General features: G+C 54.2%; 18 protein-coding genes. 11 read left to right on the forward strand and 7 right to left on the reverse strand.

Going from position 1 to position 17,441, the window contains the following annotated elements; all coding sequences use genetic code 11:
* Positions 1-85 precede the first annotated feature (85 nt).
* The 3 genes from AC1RQB_RS13400 to AC1RQB_RS13410 form a co-directional block, all read right to left on the reverse strand.
* Complete coding sequence (locus AC1RQB_RS13400) at positions 86-1,138, reverse strand: beta-keto acid cleavage family enzyme (protein WP_007897069.1); 1,053 nt, start codon at positions 1,136-1,138, stop codon at positions 86-88.
* A gap of 87 nt (positions 1,139-1,225) precedes the next feature.
* Positions 1,226-2,074: a TauD/TfdA dioxygenase family protein gene (locus AC1RQB_RS13405; protein ID WP_008072382.1), complete on the reverse strand. Its 849-nt coding sequence runs from the start codon at positions 2,072-2,074 to the stop codon at positions 1,226-1,228.
* 14 nt (positions 2,075-2,088) lie between these two features.
* Positions 2,089-3,069, reverse strand: coding sequence for a quinone oxidoreductase family protein (locus AC1RQB_RS13410; RefSeq protein ID WP_063340396.1), 981 nt, complete (start codon positions 3,067-3,069; stop codon positions 2,089-2,091).
* 230 nt (positions 3,070-3,299) lie between these two features.
* Here AC1RQB_RS13410 and pdxR point away from each other — a divergent pair, with 230 nt between their 5' ends.
* The 4 genes from pdxR to AC1RQB_RS13430 all read left to right on the forward strand — a co-directional run bounded on the left by pdxR (position 3,300) and on the right by AC1RQB_RS13430 (position 7,585).
* Positions 3,300-4,802: a MocR-like pyridoxine biosynthesis transcription factor PdxR gene (gene pdxR / locus AC1RQB_RS13415; RefSeq protein WP_063340397.1), complete on the forward strand. Its 1,503-nt coding sequence runs from the start codon at positions 3,300-3,302 to the stop codon at positions 4,800-4,802.
* A 111-nt stretch (positions 4,803-4,913) separates the two neighbouring features.
* Positions 4,914-5,984, forward strand: a complete 1,071-nt coding sequence (locus AC1RQB_RS13420) for a sugar phosphate isomerase/epimerase family protein (RefSeq protein ID WP_063340398.1) — start codon at positions 4,914-4,916, stop codon at positions 5,982-5,984.
* A 38-nt stretch (positions 5,985-6,022) separates the two neighbouring features.
* Positions 6,023-7,288, forward strand: coding sequence for an MFS transporter (locus AC1RQB_RS13425; RefSeq protein WP_008072386.1), 1,266 nt, complete (start codon positions 6,023-6,025; stop codon positions 7,286-7,288).
* Between the two features lie 51 nt (positions 7,289-7,339).
* Positions 7,340-7,585, forward strand: coding sequence for a hypothetical protein (locus tag AC1RQB_RS13430; RefSeq protein WP_008072387.1), 246 nt, complete (start codon positions 7,340-7,342; stop codon positions 7,583-7,585).
* Between the two features lie 123 nt (positions 7,586-7,708).
* On the opposite strand, the gene AC1RQB_RS13435 is transcribed toward AC1RQB_RS13430, so the two are convergent.
* A complete protein-coding gene (locus AC1RQB_RS13435) occupies positions 7,709-8,284 on the reverse strand; it encodes a hypothetical protein (RefSeq protein WP_063340399.1) in 576 nt (191 codons plus the stop codon).
* A gap of 176 nt (positions 8,285-8,460) precedes the next feature.
* On the opposite strand from AC1RQB_RS13435, the gene AC1RQB_RS13440 reads away from it, so the two are divergent.
* Positions 8,461-8,730: a DUF6429 family protein gene (locus tag AC1RQB_RS13440; protein WP_198537175.1), complete on the forward strand. Its 270-nt coding sequence runs from the start codon at positions 8,461-8,463 to the stop codon at positions 8,728-8,730.
* Between the two features lie 518 nt (positions 8,731-9,248).
* Here AC1RQB_RS13440 and queD read toward each other — a convergent pair.
* From queD to dbpB (AC1RQB_RS13455), 3 genes are read right to left on the reverse strand one after another with little or no spacing between them, the layout of a single operon-like run.
* The gene (gene queD / locus AC1RQB_RS13445) at positions 9,249-9,611 is read right to left on the reverse strand and encodes a 6-carboxytetrahydropterin synthase QueD (RefSeq protein ID WP_081235185.1); all 363 of its coding nucleotides are present in this window, start codon (positions 9,609-9,611) and stop codon (positions 9,249-9,251) included.
* Between the two features lie 44 nt (positions 9,612-9,655).
* Positions 9,656-10,093 (reverse strand): hypothetical protein, encoded by a 438-nt coding sequence (locus tag AC1RQB_RS13450; RefSeq protein WP_063340400.1) that lies wholly within the window; start codon positions 10,091-10,093, stop codon positions 9,656-9,658.
* Positions 10,094-10,125: 32 nt separating this feature from the next.
* The gene (dbpB, locus tag AC1RQB_RS13455; protein ID WP_095974524.1) at positions 10,126-11,181 is read right to left on the reverse strand and encodes a DGQHR domain-containing protein DpdB; all 1,056 of its coding nucleotides are present in this window, start codon (positions 11,179-11,181) and stop codon (positions 10,126-10,128) included.
* A gap of 181 nt (positions 11,182-11,362) precedes the next feature.
* On the opposite strand from dbpB (AC1RQB_RS13455), the gene AC1RQB_RS13460 reads away from it, so the two are divergent.
* The 6 genes from AC1RQB_RS13460 (at position 11,363) to queE (ending at position 17,192) form a co-directional block, all read left to right on the forward strand.
* A complete protein-coding gene (locus AC1RQB_RS13460) occupies positions 11,363-12,298 on the forward strand; it encodes a hypothetical protein (protein ID WP_131815873.1) in 936 nt (311 codons plus the stop codon).
* Positions 12,295-13,416, forward strand: a complete 1,122-nt coding sequence (gene dbpB, locus AC1RQB_RS13465) for a DGQHR domain-containing protein DpdB (protein ID WP_063340402.1) — start codon at positions 12,295-12,297, stop codon at positions 13,414-13,416. Before AC1RQB_RS13460 ends, dbpB (AC1RQB_RS13465) begins: the two co-directional genes overlap by 4 nt.
* Positions 13,413-14,711, forward strand: a complete 1,299-nt coding sequence (dpdA, locus tag AC1RQB_RS13470; protein WP_063340403.1) for a tRNA-guanine transglycosylase DpdA — start codon at positions 13,413-13,415, stop codon at positions 14,709-14,711. Before dbpB (AC1RQB_RS13465) ends, dpdA begins: the two co-directional genes overlap by 4 nt.
* On the forward strand, positions 14,708-15,763 hold the full coding sequence (gene dbpB, locus AC1RQB_RS13475; protein ID WP_063340404.1) for a DGQHR domain-containing protein DpdB: 1,056 nt from the start codon (positions 14,708-14,710) through the stop codon (positions 15,761-15,763). Before dpdA ends, dbpB (AC1RQB_RS13475) begins: the two co-directional genes overlap by 4 nt.
* Before the next feature lie 28 nt (positions 15,764-15,791).
* On the forward strand, positions 15,792-16,493 hold the full coding sequence (gene queC, locus AC1RQB_RS13480; RefSeq protein ID WP_063340405.1) for a 7-cyano-7-deazaguanine synthase QueC: 702 nt from the start codon (positions 15,792-15,794) through the stop codon (positions 16,491-16,493).
* A 63-nt stretch (positions 16,494-16,556) separates the two neighbouring features.
* The gene (gene queE / locus AC1RQB_RS13485; protein WP_063340406.1) at positions 16,557-17,192 is read left to right on the forward strand and encodes a 7-carboxy-7-deazaguanine synthase; all 636 of its coding nucleotides are present in this window, start codon (positions 16,557-16,559) and stop codon (positions 17,190-17,192) included.
* Positions 17,193-17,441 lie beyond the last annotated feature (249 nt).

Consider the following 17,441-nt stretch of genomic DNA (forward strand, 5'->3'; position numbering starts at 1 on the left):
TCCTCAAAGCTTCGTTTTATTGTTGTTATCAAGCGTGTTGCAGTGCAGCGAGCGGGAGGCCATTGCCCCCCGCTTCGTCTGCCGATCAGCCGCGTTGTGGCACACCTTTCTGCCCGGCCTTGCGGTTGGGGGCCATGCCATTGGCCAACAGGGTTTCTTCGATGCTTTGGTACTGCACACCGATGCGGTAGATCTCACGGGCTTCTTTACCCGTGGCGATTTCGCGACCCAGTTCATGGGCGATGCGTACGGTTTGCTTGATCTGCGCAACCGAGCCGAAACGATCGCCCTTGTGATCAATGATAGTGTCTTCATTGCCCACACGCGGGTGCATACCCATGGCCATCGCCATGGTGTTGAACGGCATGACGTTTTTGAGCAGCGACTCGGAGGTCAATGTGCAACCGTCTGGCGCGCGATGGATGAAGTTGAAAAAGTTGAACGGATTGGGGCCATCGAAACCGCCGCCGATGCCGATCCAGGTCAGGTTCAACGGGCCCTTGTAGACACCCTTGCGCACCAGACGCTCGAGGGTTTCCATGGCATGCATGCCGGTCAGCTGGAAATGCGGCTGGATGCCGTTGTCCATCAGACGCTTGAGGTGCTCGGCGACCCAGGCCGGGCCGGCCGGTACGGTCATTTCGCTGTACGCCGCCTGATAGGCAGGATTGGCCAGGGATGTGCCTTCCAGATATTCCGGATACAGCAGCTCCATGATGTTCATCTGGGTGGTGTTGATGGCCACCGTGACCTGATCCGGTTTTGGCGTCAGCTCGGCCAGCATGTGCCGGGTATCGTCAGACAGCCACTTGGCGGCTTCACCATCGCTTTCCGGCGCGAAGGAAATCGAACCACCGACCTGGATGATCATGTCCGGCACGGCTTCACGCACACCGGCGATCAATTCGTTGAACTTGGACAGACGCTTGGAACCCTTGCCGTCCAGTTCACGCACGTGCAGGTGCAATACCGTTGCACCCGCCTCATAACACTCAACCGCCTTCTGCACCTGCTCGTCCATGGTCAGCGGGATGTCTTCAGGGAAATCTTCCGGCATCCACTCGGGGCCATACGGGGCCACGGTGATCACCACCTTTTCCATGTTTTCCGGGTGCAGGGAATCGTCGAAGAATTGCATGAGTTACTCCTATTCTTATGATTGTTCCGCCCACCCGGGATCGTGCCGGGCAGGCGTGTTTACGAGTGCGAATGCAGTTGCGGTCGATCAGTAAGTCTTGTCGCCGATGATGCCGGCGCGTTCCATCTTGCGATGGCACGGCGGGTAATCCATGACGGCGTAGTGCTGGGTACTGCGGTTGTCCCAGATGGCGATGCTGTTGGGTTTCCAGCGCCAGCGCACCTGATACTCGGGGATGTAGGCCTGGCTGATCAGGTAGCGCAACAGCTCACTTGCGCCCGGATTGGCGTCCTGGCCGAAGCGCACCCGCTCGGGGGTGTGGTAGTTGCTCAAGTGCGTCGTGAAGGCGTTGACGAACAGCACCTTTTCCCCGGTTTCCGGGTGGGTGCGCACCACCGGGTGCTCGGCATCCGGATACATCGCCTTGAGCGCCAGACGCTTTTCGATCGGCATGGCGGCACCGAAACTCGCTTCGATGCTATGGCGCGCGCGCAGGTCGGCGATCTTCACCTTCACGTCTTCGGGCAAGCGCGCATAGGCCTCGACCATGTTGGCCCACATGGTGTCGCCGCCTACCGGAGGGCACTCTACGCAACGCAGCACACAGCCCATCGGTGGCGCCTCGCGCCAGGTCGCGTCGGTGTGCCAGGCGTTTTCGTAGCGGTCCATCGGCTGGTCCGGATTCTTGTAGATGCGCACCAGCCCTGGATGATCCGGATCACTGCCGGCCACCGGATGATCCTCCAGTTCGCCAAAGCGTCGGGCGAAGGCCACATGCTCGTCGCGTGTGATGTCCTGATCACGCAGGAACACCACCCGATGCTTGAGCAACTGAGCACGAATCTCGGCAAAAAGACCGTCGTCATGGACTGCATCGGCGAGGTTGACGCCCACCAGTTCCGCGCCAATGTTGCAGGTCAATTGTTCGACTTTCATGGCAGACAACTCCCTTAAATGACGAAAATCGATGAGCCCGTGGTTTTGCGTGATTCCAGGTCGCGATGGGCCTGCACGGCATCCTGCAAAGCATAGTGCTGGTTGATCTCGATCTTGATTCGACCGCTGCCAACATGGTCGAACAACTCGCCCGCCAACGCGGCTTTTTCCGCCGGATCGGCGATGTAATCGGCCAGGGCCGGACGGGTCAGGAACAGTGAACCTTTCATCGCCAGCAGTACCGGATCGAAAGCCGGGATCGGGCCGGATGCCGTGCCGACACAGACCATCAGGCCGCGACGCTTGAGCGAGTCCAGGGAGCCCATGAAGGTGTTCTTGCCGACACTGTCGAACACCACGTTGACCCCCACGCCATCCGTCAGCTCGCGAACGCGCTGGGCGACGTCTTCATGGCTGTAGTTGATGACATGCTCGCAGCCATGGGCCAGGGCGATTTCACCTTTGGCCTCGGTGGACACGGTGCCAATGACGTTCAGACCGAGCAGCTTGGCCCACTGTGAAACAATCAGGCCCACGCCACCGGCAGCGGCGTGCAGCAGAATGCTGTCGCCGGGCTTGAAGTCGTAAATGCGTCGCATCAGGTACGAGGACGTCAAGCCGCGCATGGTCATGGCTGCGGCGGTCTCGAAACTGATGGTTTCCGGCAGCTTGATCAGCGGCGCGGCCGGGATCAGACGCTCGGTGCTGTAGGCGCCCAATGTATTGAGAAAACCGGTGTAGGTGACGCGATCACCGACTTGTACGTTGGTCACCCCTGCGCCGATGGCCTGGACCACACCGGACGCTTCAACCCCCATGCCGTTGGGCATCGGGATCGGGTAAGTGCCATTGCGAAAGTAGGTGTCGGCATAGTTCAGGCCCACCGCCACATGACGAAGACGAACCTGGCCTGGACCGGGATCGCCGACTTCGACCTCTTCATAACGAAGGACTTCGGGACCACCGGTTTCGTAGAAGCGTACGGCTTTGGCCATTTTTTCTTATTCTCCAGTCTCAAGTTGGGCTGCTGCGTCGAATTGCGCTGATTGGACTGTAGGACGCCGTCTGGTGAGTCGCTTCTCATCAGACGACAATGGCTTTTCATTTCATGACAGTGAGCACTGCATCAACAGCTGCCATGGATGACTTATCCAGTGCCTCTCGATACCCTGCGGGTACCTGATGGTGTTCCAGGTCAAACCACCTCCCTCCAGACGAGCATGTAATGAAATCCCCTGCAGGTTTGCTGCTGTCGGCTATCGAGCTGGACCGTGCCAGCGCCATCCCCCTGTACCGCCAACTCTATTTGCAGATTCGCAAACAGATTCTCAGCGGAAAGATGCAAGGGGGCGTGCGCCTGCCGTCGACGCGGACCCTGAGCAAGGAATTGGCGCTGTCGCGGATCACCATTCTCAATGCATTCGATCAGCTGATTGCCGAAGGTTTCCTGGCCTCGCGCACTGGGGCCGGTACCTATGTCGGCGATGAGTGGGAGAGCCGAGGGATTGCCGACGAAGAGCAGCGCCAGCCACCGCGCCTGTCCGACCTGAGCCAATCCATGCTGTCGCTGCGCAGCAGTCACTTTCGCGGGGTTTCCTATACCGATTGGGATCCTGCGACCCCCACCTCATTCCTGCCCAGCCACAGTACCTACGACGCGTTCCCCCTCGCGGTGTGGCGGCGCTTGATGAACCGCCACCTGCTCAAGCCGACCAAGGCCATGCTTGGCTATGGCGAACTGCAAGGGTTACAGGCCTTGCGCGCGGCGATTGCCGAGTACGTTTTTGATGCCCGTGGCATCGATTGCAGCGCCGAGCAGGTGGTGATCGTTTCAGGGGCCCAGCAAGCCTTCAACCTGTTGGGCATGCTATTGCTCAATCCGCAGGACAGCGTATGGATGGAAGACCCGGGACACATCGCGGCGCGCATTGCGTTGCAGGCCCAAGGGGCTCAGGTGGTCCCGTTGCGGATCGATGAACAAGGAATTGATATTCAGCAAGGCCTGGCCGAGTGCCCTGACGCCCGACTGGTGTTCACCACGCCATCTCGCCAGCATCCCTTGGGCGTGACCATGAGTTATGCGCGGCGCCAGGCACTCATCGACTGGGCCGCGCAGTATCAGAGCTGGATCATCGAGGACGATTGCGACAGTGAATTTCGCTACAGCGGCCGCCTCCTCCCCGCGCTCTACGCCATGGACCGGATGGCGCGAGTGATCTACGTCGGCACCTTCAGCAAAGTGCTCTTCCCCTCGCTAAGACTGGGTTACGTGATACTGCCGCAAGCCCTGATCGAACCCTTCTGTACCCTGCGCGCGGTCATGGATCGCAGCCCGCCCACGCTGCTCCAGGCGACGACGGCGGACTTCATGCGCGAAGGCCACTTCCTCGGCCATATTCGCCGCATGCGTGCGCTGTATCAGGCTCGCCAGCAAGCACTGCTCGAGCAACTTCAGCAACAGCTGGGCGGCTTCTTCAATATCACTCCGGTGGAAGCCGGCATGCACCTGATCGCCTGGCTGCCACCCACGCTTGATGACGACGCCATCGCCAGGGAACTGGCCCGGCACAACATCCACACCTATGCCCTGAGCGACTACTGCCTCGAGCATGTCCTGCCACCTGCCCTGCTCATCGGTTTCGCCGGTACGCCTGAGGGCCAGGCGCAGGAACGCGTCGCAGCGCTCGCCCGGGCCTTGAGCAAAATGGGGTACCTGCAGGCCACTTGAAGCTAGGCAAGTGGTCTTATGATTTAACTGATAATGGATCTATCGAGAGTTCCTGACTGGCGCGATAAAGGCTGCGCCGGTAGACCCGGCGTCTGACCAGGAACGACTCGAATGAACAATAAGATCCAAGAGCGATTCAATGCCTTGCTCAGCCACAAGGCTGCCGAGGCAGGAACACCTCCCCTACTGACTGAAGCACTGGCCCGCCAACTGCTCGACCGCCTTGGGCAGATGCGCTTGTTTGCCCATGCCTATCCCTTGCTGACCAACCTCACCCATGGCCGTGTCACGCCAGCCGATTTGCTGGACTTCGCCTATCGCCACGAGTTGCAGGGTCTGAGCCTGCACTTGCTCGACGGCGAAGAAAACAGCCTGAGCCAAATGACGCCCGCACAGTTGCAAGCGTTTGCCGACAAGGCCAATGCGCTCGCACTGGATGTGCACCTGGAAATCAGCAGCACGCTGAAAAAAGATGTCGATCAAGTGATCGCCATCGCCAAGGCGCTTGGGGTTCGCAACATCCGCGTTTACTCACGCTACGAGGGGACGCTGTCCCGGGTCATGGACGTGATCGAGTCAGACCTGCACTACCTTGCGCAGCAGGCAGATGAGCACGACCTGTTCTTCGACTTCGAGCAGCATGAGGAACTCAAGAGCGCCGAGATCGCGCAACTCCTGAGCCGGCTAAACCACCCACGGCTGCATGCCTTGTTCGACTTCGGCAACATGATCAACGCCTGCGAACAGCCCCTGCCGGCACTGCGCACCCTGGCGCCGCACATACGCCAGACCCACCTCAAGGGTGTGCGCATCGTCCCCGAGCACAACGGCTTCGGCCATTACGGCGTGCTGCAGGGCAGCGACGAAGACGATCTGCCAAGCGCCCGCATGCTGTTCGAACTGTTGATGCTCGGCGACGCAACCCCGCAAGTGATCGCGTTCATCCTTGAGCAGGAAAATCACTACGTCGCCCCGGCGTTCCGCCAGACCTTTGAGGCTGCCGATCCATTCATTGCGTACCGGGAAATGAGTGACACCCCCCTCCCGGACGGCTACTCGCTCGAACGAATGCTCGCCGACGAACACCGTTGGGCGAACAACCAGGTCGCTTATGTACGAGGCCTGCTGGCCGAGTTCCGAACCCTGGCCGAGTTGACCCTGGCCAACCACGAAAGCGCCTGAACCTGACGTTACTACCCAATTACGCCTGGAGAACAATAATGACAACTCGTGACAAGGCCAAATGGCTCAGATTCCTTATTCTCATCCTCGGTGGTGGCACCATCTACAAGCTGGCGAACCTCAAGGACGCCTTCTATGTACCCATGCAAGAATTCATGGGCTTGAGCCACACTGAAATCGGCCTGCTGCTGAGCGCCAACGCCATCATCGCCACCGCACTGTTTGTCGTCGGCGGCATGCTCGCCGACCGCTACGACACGCGCAAAATGATTCCCATCGGCCTGATCGGTACCGGCGGCCTGGGGCTGTATCTGGCGACCTTTCCGCCCTTCAGCAATCTGCTGATCGTATTCAGCCTGCTGGCCGTCTGCGCCGATTGCTTCTTTTGGCCCTCGCTGCTCAAAGCCATCCGCAACCTGGGTGACGATCAGGAACAGGGTCGCTTGTTTGGACTGTTGGAAGGTGGGCGTGGCGTCATTGATACCTTGGTCGCCTTTTCTGCACTGGGCGTTTTCGTCGCCATGGGCTCTGGTGAAACCGGGCTGAAATCGGCCATCCTCTTCTACTCGGTCATCGACATTCTGGCCGGAACCCTGACCTGGTTCTTGCTCAAGGGCGGCAGCGCACAGTCGATTGCCAAGCCGAAGAACGGTTTGGCGAACCTGCTCGAAGCCATCAAGGTGCCGGGTATCTGGCTGGTCAGCCTCAACGTGTTCATGGTCTACATCGTCTACTGTGGCCTGACCTATTTCATTCCCTACCTCAAGGAAATGTACGGGCTGCCCGTGGCACTGGTGGGCGCCTACGGCATCATCAATCAGTACTTCCTCAAAATCCTCGGTGGCCCCGCCGGCGGGTTCATTGCCGACAAGCAATTCAAGAGCACCAGCCGCTATCTGAAATGGGCATTCCTGGCCTTGCTGCCGCTGATGGGCGTCATCCTGCTGATCCCGAAAAGCCCGAGCTTTATCTACGCAGGCATGGCCGCCACACTGTCCTTCGCGCTGATTGTGTTTTCCATGCGCGGCGTGTTCTGGGCGCCCATGGGTGAAGTCGGCATCCCTTCGCACATCACCGGGTCAGCCTTCGGTATCGGCTGCCTGATCGGCTACGCACCCGGCATGTTCGCTTATGTCATCTACGGCGCAATCCTCGACCATTTCCCGGGTCAGCAAGGCTACAACTATGTCTTCAGCTTGATGAGCCTGTTGGCCATTGTTGGATTCATGGTGTCCAGCGTGTTGTATAGGAGCGTGCGGAATAAATCAGTGGCAATGGGTGGGGTGGGTGCGGTGCAAAGCTGATCGGGATCGCCCTCATTGAACAGGCCAAGGCCTTTCGGTGGAGCGCTCACCTTGGACTTGAAATCGTTGAGGGTTGCGACTATCAGTGAGGTTCAATCCTTCGAGGGCAATAACATGCCAACGACTGAAGAATCGATAATTGCAGCAGCAAGGCTGCGCGCCGCATATCGGGGAGAAAACGAGGCGCTGGCTGCGGCTTCAGCGCTCGAGGCCCTGGCAGTGCTGAAAAAAACTTTGAAGGGAGATAAATACCAAGAGGCGCTCGAAAGACTGTATCTCGAGTATTCAACCTCTTGATCCACCTGTGCCGCCGTAGCGGCGGCACATTTGTTCACTTATTGAGGACAGTTTGAACTCGCATCACCTCGAAAGACCGCAAGGGCAGCACCGCAGAAACGAGAAGGAACAACTGACCAAGCTTCACTTGCTGCCTGTACGTGACCACTCATCTCCCCTGACGCCCGCTGCACTGGCGACTATCAGCGCCACTACACAGGCAACCAACAAGAACAGAGCAAAAGCACCCATCACATGCAAGTAAGGCAGTACGTGATTCCACGCTCGAGCTACCCCCAGGAAAGCAGCAAATAGCCAGCTGCTCATAGAGAGAGCGCCCAAGAGAGCGAGGCGAGTGCGGCCGGAGTTGCGTAACAAGACAAAAGGGGCCTTCTGCAACAGCGGGAAACCGATCCGATGCAACAACGCGCCATTGAGGCTAAGCAGCACGACAATACTCACCTTGGCCCAGAGCTTTTGATTGAGCAGATACGCGCTCCCCTCATAGAGGTAACCCTGGAGCACCAGTAGCAAGCCACTTCCCCAAAGAGCCAATAACGCGAGCGTGACGATTTTTTGGGTCTCTTCGAGGTACTCACGCTGCACCTCACTCAACACATCCTTGCGCCAGCTCCATAGCTTTTGATCCGCCTGTAACACCCTCCCCAGAGCAATACAGGTGGCAATCAGATGACCGTACACGAGTAGCATTTTGAGCATTACCTTGACCTTATTTTTATATGGGCAATGCACTCCCTCGCACCCTTGATATGAAACTAAATAATACAGATTCATATTTGTATCAACAAGTTACACAATCAGCCATCCATCTGGAAGCGGGTGTTTTTGCTGGTTTTTTTTCCTTAGCCCGGCGCTTGCGGAGCTGACGAGTCTGCTTGGTTAACGTCAGCAAGCCGCCGGGTGGGGGCAATGTGATCTGGCTGAAGCGATTCGCCAAGCATCCAACGAACCACCTGGCACTGGAGCCGGTGAGGCAACTTTCTGATTCGAATCGTCTCGATCAATTGTTGTGCTCTAATATTCGAGAGCTCGCTTGGAAAGGGTTCGACTTTGAGACCATGAGCCGATTGCATGAACATGGTTTTATCAGTAATCCGGTGAACAAGAACAAATCGATTTGGTTGACGGCTGAAGGGCTGGAGTGAGGTCGGCAGATAGCCGACCGGTTGTTTGGGGTAAGAACTCAAGTGGAGCATGTATCCGACTCGGATACCTGATGTCATACCACTGCCATACGGCATGTGGGGTTTATGGATCGCATACAAGCCTATTACACCAACACCTTACTTATCCCATCTGCACTCATGATGGATCAGATGAGTAAATAAGCTCAGCCTCCGCTCCACTACTGTGCAGCATCGACATCTGTCGATGCTGCACACGGATAAAAGGTGGGGGAAACTCACAAATGAAAAAGGCCGGGGCTTTCGCTACCGACCGAGATCATTGAAAAATATGACCGGGGCGGAGTTATGGTGAGCGAGTCCGAGCACGCCTAGCACTTTTACCTCGACCGTTGTTAGGCTTGACCATATCCACCTCCATACAGAGCCGAGTGCCGAACCTGGCAAGGAAATTAACCACCAAACTCAACAATCAAAGTCTAGACCTATCCGGTGAATTACACACTGAGCATAGCTCTACTTTCTTTACACGAGAGTGGTTACACCTCCGGCCCTCTATAAATACATCCACTTGTACATGTCTCGTGAATACGTACTGCGGATAGTTCGGGAAGTAATGGCTTCAGCTCCTGCCAAACCCAAACAGCTAAAACCTCGCTCGTCGGATTTTCCAGTCCGGGAATTTCATTAAGATAATTGTGATCTAAGCGTTCATACAGAGGCGCGAAAATTTCCTTTATCTCGGAAAAATCCCTGACCCAACCCGACGTCCTATCGACAGGGCCATCAATATAAATTGCAATACGAAAGGAGTGACCATGCAGACGCCCACATTTGTGCCCTTCTGGAACATTGGGCAGTCGATGAGCGGCCTCAAAAACGAACTCTTTAAAAATCTCCACAGATCCCTCCCGTATCTCACGCGACAAAAAACAAAATAGCTAGACTAAACCTTCCAAGACTCAAGGTCGACGCATAACGTTTCAAACAAAAACTCTACAACTTTGGCTCGCCCCTCACCCAGCGCTGATGCAATGGTGATCACGGAAACCAAAATGGAGTTAACCGTGTGCAAGTCGGTTATATCACTCAGACAATTCAATATTTCCTCGAATTTCCCCAGCATAGCGGTTTGGGAAAAATTTAATGCCTGCACCACATGGGTAGATGGCGTCAGGTAGAGAATATTCGCACGCGTCCGCAAACCGTAGGCTTCAGTCAGCATGCCATAACCTTCCGAAGGGAAAGCTTCGTCCTGCCCTGCAAGCCTCCTCAATGCCTCCTGAAAAGCCATGGATAGATGAAGAATGACTTCTGAGAACTCTTTTACACTGGCGTCACTGGCCAGGGCTGGAGACAGATTCGAGGAAACCAAAGTAGTCATAATGCCTCCTAAATATTAGTAATGAGCACCAGTTAGCTAGGTACGAGTTCCGAACTTCGAACCACCCTGGTCAAATGATCAGTCAAAAGATGAATATCGCCATGTAAATTCTGAACTCCATTCCATGGCCGATTACCTGTTTTAAAGGACCACTCTCCCGAATCGAGCGTCCAAGCTGTATATCCTTGGAGCTTTCTAAGGCCTAACTTGAATACTGGGGCCAGTGGCGCTCCTGTGGCACACAGTTGCTCCATGACGAACCCCATGGAAATAATCCCCGCGCTATGGACCAGACGAGAGCTTTTAGGTGTATGACCATGCCAAGCATTTCCAAACACTTCCTGGACGGCCTGGAAAAACTCACTGATAGCCAAGAAACACCGATCCTCACCTCCTGACAACTCAATCACCTCCCGACAGTAACCGTCGGATAGGGAATTCATTACCAGTTTCTGGAGCGACGTATCACCGATGACCCCTGAGGGGTTGGTATGCTGCTTAATCTGTCCTTGCAAAGAAGATCGATCGTCATAATTCAACATTTCCACGATGCGGGCTGCGCGGGCGCGGGAAGTCATTCTGAATGGAAGGCCGCTGACAGACGGGAGCAGTTCATATACCAGCGACTTCGGTAATGGACTGGTGTTGTTGACGAGAATGAATTGCCGGCGAAGCTCTTCCTGATTTTCACACACAAGAGCAGACACCAGTAGCTGGAACGAACTCCCCTCGAGCCCAGCTAACGCAGATAGGCGCTGCTGACCATCCACAACGAACCCAGGAGGGCCGGATGAAATATCCACCTCAATTTCTGCATAGGCTCCATTTCCTTCCACCACCCGGACTCCACTGGTAAACGCTAACACCACAGCATTGGGCATTACCGCATCGGGACGGGAGAGGTAGTCGCGGATCTCTCGTATGTGCTTGGACACCTGTGGCCGTTGAAAGCCATGAAGGGCGCCACGATCATCACGCTTGACTCGGTCGATGCTAGCGATCGCCAAAATCTGCTCAACGGTAGCCGCAAACGATACCACTTGGTGGGTTGGGCTCTGTAACGCCTTGATTGCGCTGAACTTAAGCAATGAGTCTCTTCCTTCATCAAACGGCCCCCCAGAAAGAGGGGTAGCAGCAGTATTGAGGCTCTTATACCAACCCTTCCGCATAAAAACTAGCCTAAGCGCATTGGCCCATACAGTTATTAAATGGTAAATTGTCAGCCTCAGATAAATGCAACACCCGTCAAAACAGGCCTACAGTTTTCCCATGAGAACCGTCATCATCACCAACTGCACCAATCGAAAACGTCTCGACGGCCTACCGCCGGTGGTGCTGAACGACGAGTGTTATTCATCGATTGCAGCCATGGCAAAGGCGTGGAAGGGGCAAATAGACGAACGTCCCACCACTCTGATGGCATCTTCACTTTACGTGGGCAGAAGCGTTTCTGACGCGAGGCGCGTAGCAACGAAGTTGAACGCGAAGCTAATGTTTGCGTCGACCGGCTTAGGGTTGATTGAAGGCGATCAGAGATGTCCACCCTACAACCTGACGGTGGCTCAGGATCCGAATTCTATCATCCCACGTCTCGAAAAATTGGGTGTGCGCGCATCAGATTGGTGGGAAGCCGTGAATGTCACCCAATCAAAGGGAAGCGCCCTAGCGGACCTCGTCAGCCAACCCGACATCGACTTGGTGCTCATTGCTCTCTCTTCAAACTATGTCCAGTTGATAGGCGAAGACCTTGGAAAAATCAGGGACACGCAGATCGACAAGCTTAGAATTTTCACTTCGCGCCCAGGCATCGAGATGCTTCCCAGCCATTTACGACCCATCGCGATGCCATATGACGAACGCCTTGAAACCTCAACACTACCAGGCACTCGCAACGATTTCCCTCAGAGAGCCCTGCGTCATTTCATTGAGATTCTTGAACTGTCGAGTGCTCCTGCTGAGATCGCTCGAAAGAGCGTCAGCGCGGCGATGGATCTTTTATCCCTAGCAAAAACGACCATCCGGCGGCGCGCATCGGACAGTGAAATTGCCTACATGCTTGAGTGTGTGTGGGCTGACTACCAAGGCAGTTCGACCCGATTGTTACGCTACTTAAGGGACGAGGCCCTGGTGTCGTGCGAGCAATCGCGCTTTCGGAGGATCTGGCAGGACATCAAAGGTCAAGACAGCATAGAGAGCAAAGCATGACGAGCGAAGATGCGATTGTGGTGCGTGCACTACGCACCACGCAAGGCGACAACCTTGATGTGTATGCATTATTCATCAGGGGATCTGACCTGGTCCGAATTGCCGACATCAGCCGCCTGTCGCGCGAAGACAGCAGTCCCCTCAAGGGTTTTCAGCGCCCCGAGATTAAGAGTCATGTCAAAGGGATCACTGAGTACCTCAATCAGGGAAATGTACTTTTTCCCAATGCAATTATCTTAGCGCTGTCTCCTGACCTGCGTTTTGTTGCAGCACGCGGAAGTAAGCCGACAGGCGATGCGGGGCTTTCGCAAGCGGGTACGCTGACGATCCCTATCAGGGAGGAAGGAATGAGGTCTGCCTGGATCGTGGACGGGCAACAGCGCTCATTGGCGTTGGCGAAAGCGGCCAATTCGGATCTTCCTGTGCCAGTGATCGGTTTTGTATCCGACAGCCTGACCACCCAGCGCGAGCAATTTATTTTGGTCAACAAGGCCAAACCCTTGCCCACTCGACTGATCAACGAACTACTGCCGGAGACAGGCAGCATCCTTTTGCCCCGCGAACTGAGTGCTCGCAAGGCACCAGCTGAGTTGTGCGGGCTTCTTAGCCGCGATCCCAACTCCCCTTTCCACAAACTCATAAAGCGGTCGTCCGAGCAAAATAGCAAAGCGGTGATCACTGACACCGCTGTAATAACGATGATCCGCAATAGCATCAGTAATCCGTTGGGGGCGTTGGCTCCCTACACCTCCAGCATCGACGGTGCGGCGAACGTTGAGTCCATGTACCACCTACTGACGACCTTTTGGCGAGCGGTGCGTGATACGTTTCCAGAGGCGTGGGGACTTGAATCGAAGAACAGTCGACTTATGCACTCCGCGGGAATCATCGCCATGGGCGTGCTCATGGATCGGATCTACGCCAAGATCGGTGGTCAGCGCGAAACCTACGAAGCCGTGTTACAAGAACTGGCCAGAGTAGCCCCTTACTGCGCATGGACATCAGGTCAGTGGCCGATGATTAATGTCCAGTGGAATGAAATCCAAAGCACCCCTCAAGATATCAAGGCGCTGCAAGAAACCTTGATCCGCCTCTATATGACCAGCGCTCACCAATGAAATTTTTATACGCCGACACCCAAGACTACGTAGACCCGGATTACGATTTCATCAACGATCGAAATGCGCCGGGCCGGAAGAGATACTGGGATGACCAGTATGCGCACGAAATGATGACCCCCGTCCCTTATGATGGGCTCTTGGTCTCGATGAGCGCAGTGCGACCTGCAAATGGCGTCGCTAATTCAAAGGTTCGGTACTCGACTTCCGAGCAGCAGCGCTTCTTGAGAGAAGGCGCACGCAAATTTCTACGACTCGATGGCATTCAGTTCAAAGATACTATGGTCCTAGGGGACTGCGGGGCTTTTGCCTATGTAGAACACCCTACCCCTGCGTATAGCCCAAGCGAAGTAGTAGAGTTCTACTCGGATGCGGGATTCACCCATGGCTGCTCGCCAGACCACATCATATTCAACTGTGACTCCAGCAATCCGCCAGCGCTGAGCCAGTCGGAGGATGTGCTGTTTCGGTATGAAATCACGCTCAAAAATGCGCAAGAGTTTCTGCGTTTAGTGAAGGAGGCGGAGTGGCCCTTCGAACCCCTGGGCGCGGTGCAGGGTTGGTCTCCTCAAAGCATGGCGAACGCGGCAAAACAACTCGAAGACATGGGTTATCGCTACTTGGCGATCGGAGGTCTAGTACCTTTGAAAGTCGATCAAATCCATGAGGTTCTGAGAGAGCTTCGAGCGGTCCTTAAGCCCGAGACAAATATTCATCTGCTGGGTTTTGCTAAAGCTGAGAACATCCATGAATTCACCGGATATGGCATTACCAGTTTTGACTCAACCTCCCCCCTTATACGCGCATTTAAAGATGCGAAGTGTAATTACTACATGGGTACCAATACAAGCAAACTGGATTACTACACAGCTATTCGCATTCCGCAGGCGATTGAAAATCCACGCCTGATGCAAGGAATAAAAAAAGGCACTCTGAGCGCAGAAGAGTTACAAATCAAAGAAAAAGCAGCGTTGCTAGCAATCCGCGACTACGATAAAAACCTGCTCGACTTTGATTCAACTTTAGCCGTGCTAGTAGACTATCTCCGACTGACTCTTTCCGGCTCAATATCGTCATCATTAGAAATGGAAAAAGAAATCGCCAAGCACGTCCGACTAATCTCACCCACGCTGAGAGATAAACCGTGGCAAAAATGCCAATGTTCGATTTGTCAGTCAGCGGGTATCGAAACTATTATCTTTCGAGCCAGCAATCGAAACAAAAGACGCGGATTTCATAACTTAGGCGTGTACCACCGCCACCTTCAGAAAACTCTGGAACTTTCGAAACAATGATCTATCGATTTAAGGGTGTGCGCGCCCAACAGGCCTCCGGGCATGATGTATTTTCGTTTGCGGCCACTCCAAATGAAATTTTAGAGTTCTCTGAAATTGAGAGAGTCGGCCGCGATGAAGAAGGTCACCTAAAAGGCTTTCAGCGCCATCAAGTCGCGTCGCACATCAGAGATATTCGTGACTATCTTCAGCGCGACGATGCATTGCTTCCTAACGCAATTATCTTGGCCTTTCTGGATGGGGTAACAATTAAAGACCTCGGCGAGGGTATTGTAGAAATCGTTATTGATACTGCCGAATCCAAGCCAGGCTTCGTGGTCGATGGACAACAACGACTCAGTGCCCTTGCCACGATGGAGAAACCTGGATTCCAGGTATTCGTATCGGCATTAATTTGTAAAGATTACAACGAGTTGCGGCAGCAATTTGTGCTCATCAACAATACGCGACCGCTGCCAAAATCGCTAATCTATGAACTTTTACCGACGGTTGACGGCCTGCCAGAACGGTTCACCAGTCGTAAATTTGCTGCTCGCATTATTGATTTGTTGAATTTTTTGCCTAACTCCTCTCTATTTGGCGAGATCAAGCAACATACGAATCCCAAAGGAGTACTAAGCGACATGGCGATGCAGAAGTTCGTGATGAACTCTGCGAATGATGGCGCGATTCGTAGTTTCATGAAGTTTGATGACTTTGAGGGGCGCAGCATCGAACTCATCAACAACTTCTTCCATGCAGTGCGTGTAGTTTTCAAATCAGAATGGGAAGGACTAGCGCCCAGGAATTCACGTTTGAAGCACGGGGCGGGCCTGGTTTCTTTGAGTTTCGTTATGGAGTTGCTTTACTCCGATCAAGGCACAACCTGCAAGGAAGGTTTTATCAAAGGTCTAAAACTTTTGAAACCTCATACGGCGTGGACAAGTGGCGATTGGCACATTTCTGAAACCGACCGCCGCCCCTGGAACGGTATCCAAAACACGCCCACTGATATCGGATTGCTCACCAAGTATCTGACCGAAAAACTCAAGCAAGAACTGAAACGGCGCTAAATCCAAACCCAGTTCCGAGGAGAGCAGCATGCACACCAAAGCCTTAGTTTTATTCTCAGGCGGACAAGACTCAACCACATGCCTTGCCTGGGCGCTGGAACGTTACGAGAACGTCGAGACCATTGGTTTTGATTATGGTCAGAGACATCGAATTGAACTCGAATGTCGGCTGAACATCTTGCAGGAGGTACGTAACAGATTTCCGAACTGGGCCCAGCGACTCGGCGAGGATCACGTACTTGACCTCAAATTACTCGGCCAGATCAGCGATACGGCGATGACCGCTGAGAAGACCATAGAATTTGAAAAGAATGGACTTCCCAATACGTTTGTACCCGGTAGGAATCTGCTGTTTTTGACGTTCGCAGCCACGATTGCCTACCGACGGGACCTCACAGTGCTAGTCGGGGGAATGTGCGAAACCGACTACTCAGGCTACCCAGACTGCCGGGACAACACCCTCAAGGCCACCCAGGTGGCCTTGAGCCTCGGGATGGATGCTCCAGTGATCATTGAAACGCCCTTGATGTGGCTTAACAAAGCTCAGACCTGGCGCTTGGCTGAAGAGTTAGGTAATCGAGATTTTGTCAGCCTGATTCAAGAAGAGTCCCACACCTGCTACCTCGGGACTCGACAGCAGAAACATGAATGGGGCTACGGGTGTGGAACGTGCCCAGCTTGCGAACTGCGCAAAACTGGATATGAGCAGTACATTCAAGAACGAGATTGACGATGGTTCCGCGGTGGCGGATCAATGCACCCGCCACCCATCTGAATCAGATGAGTAAACAAAATGACTTACAGCATCAAAGAAATGTTTTACACCCTTCAAGGCGAAGGCAACCAAGCGGGTCGACCCGCGGTATTCTGCCGATTTTCAGGATGTAACCTCTGGTCGGGACGGGAACAGGACAGGGCTAGCGCGATCTGTACATTCTGCGACACCGACTTTGTGGGAACAGATGGTAAAGGTGGAGGTAAATTCAGAAATGCTGAAGCTCTCGCGCATGCTATTGATTCGTTTTGGCCTATACCCCATCAATATAATAAGTATGTGGTGTTGACCGGCGGAGAACCTTTGCTTCAGGTCGATGACGCATTGATTGTCGCTCTGCATGAATTGGATTTCACCATTGCCGTAGAGACCAACGGAACTATCACACCACCCAAAGGTATTGACTGGATCTGTGTAAGCCCAAAATCCACCGCACAACTAAAAATAACTAAAGGTGACGAATTAAAACTTGTATTCCCGCAACCCGACTCGATACCCAATCAATTTGAGCATCTAGACTTCAAAAACTTCTACCTCCAACCCATGGACAACTCAAACACCAAAAATAATATTGAGAAAACCATCACATATTGCAAAAGCAATCCTAAATGGCGCCTAGGCTTGCAGCAACATAAAATACTAAAAATACCTTAAACCACTAATAGACCCTCACAATCAACCAAAGCCACTTCACGATAAAACTTATACAAACTCAAAAAACAAACCAAACATTAGCAAACGAGACATTCAGAAAATAGGAAGTTGGCTTTTTAACTAACCCAAAATAACACCCAACACAAATTCTATAACGACAAGCAATGTCGTGCAGGGGGGGGGGGGGGGGGGGGGGGGGGGGGGGGGGGGGGGGGGGGGGGGGGGGGGGGGGGGGGGGGGGGGGGGGGG

The organism is Pseudomonas sp. GW822-FHT02E03 (genome assembly GCF_058802325.1).